2 protein-coding genes are annotated in these 1,302 nt (G+C 37.4%); both read left to right on the top strand.

The annotated features are described in order from the left end of the window. Positions 1-269, top strand: a 269-nt coding sequence (locus tag F6K22_RS41030) for a hypothetical protein (protein ID WP_293110929.1), incomplete at its 5' end; no start/stop codon positions are given. Positions 270-278: 9 nt separating this feature from the next. Then, positions 279-1,292: a TOMM precursor leader peptide-binding protein gene (locus F6K22_RS41025; RefSeq protein WP_293110928.1), complete on the top strand. Its 1,014-nt coding sequence runs from the start codon at positions 279-281 to the stop codon at positions 1,290-1,292. The last annotated feature ends 10 nt before the right edge of the window (positions 1,293-1,302 follow it).

Raw genomic sequence — 1,302 nt, 5'->3', positions numbered from 1 at the left:
AGTATGTTTTTAACAAGGAATTTACAAATGATTACTACGCAGAAGTCTCAATAGATACATATGATGGAACTGTATTTTATGACTTCTTTGGGACAAATAACCCTACAGAGGAGCCAAAGTTTATAGTTGTCATCCCCTATCCTCCCAGACCACAACTGACTGAGTTTACTGTAACTGAAGATGAATTGAGAGCTTGGGCACAAGATTATAAAAGCTATATTCCTCGGAACTTTAATCCTTATATTCCAAATACTGGAAGTTCTTGTTAACTAAAATATATGTTTAATAGACCGAAATTTAGAGCCTCTATTTGCGTCAAATTAACTGAGCAAGGAGAGGTTTTTCTTTTATCAGAAAGATATTTTACGTTGCTAGACGATCCTCTGCTGCAACTAATATCTCCGTTAATTGATGGCAATCGCACGGTTGATGAAATTATTACTATCTTAGAAGGAAAAGTTGCCTCCACTCAGATTTACTATGTTCTGATGTGGATGAAACAGCAGGGTTATATTGAAGAAAGCGATAACCTTCCCTTACCTGCATCGGCAGTTTTTTCTGATGCTCTTGGTGAAGCTTACAAACTTGATGTCCAGAAAGCTCAAAATAATCTCAATCAAACAAAAGTAGCAGTGAAGTCCATCGGTTCCACTTCAGCTTCAGAACTTATTTCTATTCTTGAATCTTTGCAAATAGAAGTTGCTGAAGATGGAGATATAGAAGTAATTCTAACCGACGATTACCTCTGTACCGATATAGGTGTTATTAATCAGCAAGCACTTCACCACTCCCGTCCTTGGATGCTAGTTAAACCTGTGGGAACGATCATTTGGATTGGACCAATATTTTATCCAGGAGAAACAGGATGTTGGGAATGTATGGTGCAACGCATTCGAGGTAATAGACCTGTTGCAGGGTTTCTCGAAAGACACAAAGTAGACTCTTTAGCACTTCCCACTGCTTTTCTCCCCTCTACTCAGCAGACTGCACTTAATATAGCTGCAACTGAAATCTTTAAATGGATTTTTCAGGGAAGAAACCAACAGTTAGAGGGAAAACTAATGAGTTACGATACTTTTTCCTTATCCACAGAAATTCATATTATCCCAAAACGTCCCCAATGTACCTGCTGTGGAGACCCAACCTTGATGCAAAAACCATTACCTCTGTTGTTAGGGAGTCGGAAAAAAAAGTTTACACAAGATGTTGACCACCAATTTTTTGTGCAAGAAGAAAAACCAAGGAAAAATAAGATTATTTTCAGCACCATAAAAGAAATAATTGGAAGTTAACAAAAAGATT

It is taken from the genome of Okeania sp. SIO2F4 (assembly GCF_010672385.1).
Lineage (GTDB): Bacteria > Cyanobacteriota > Cyanobacteriia > Cyanobacteriales > Microcoleaceae > Trichodesmium.
Note: the sequence above shows the minus strand (reverse complement) of the source record. Positions and strands in the feature narration are given on the sequence as shown.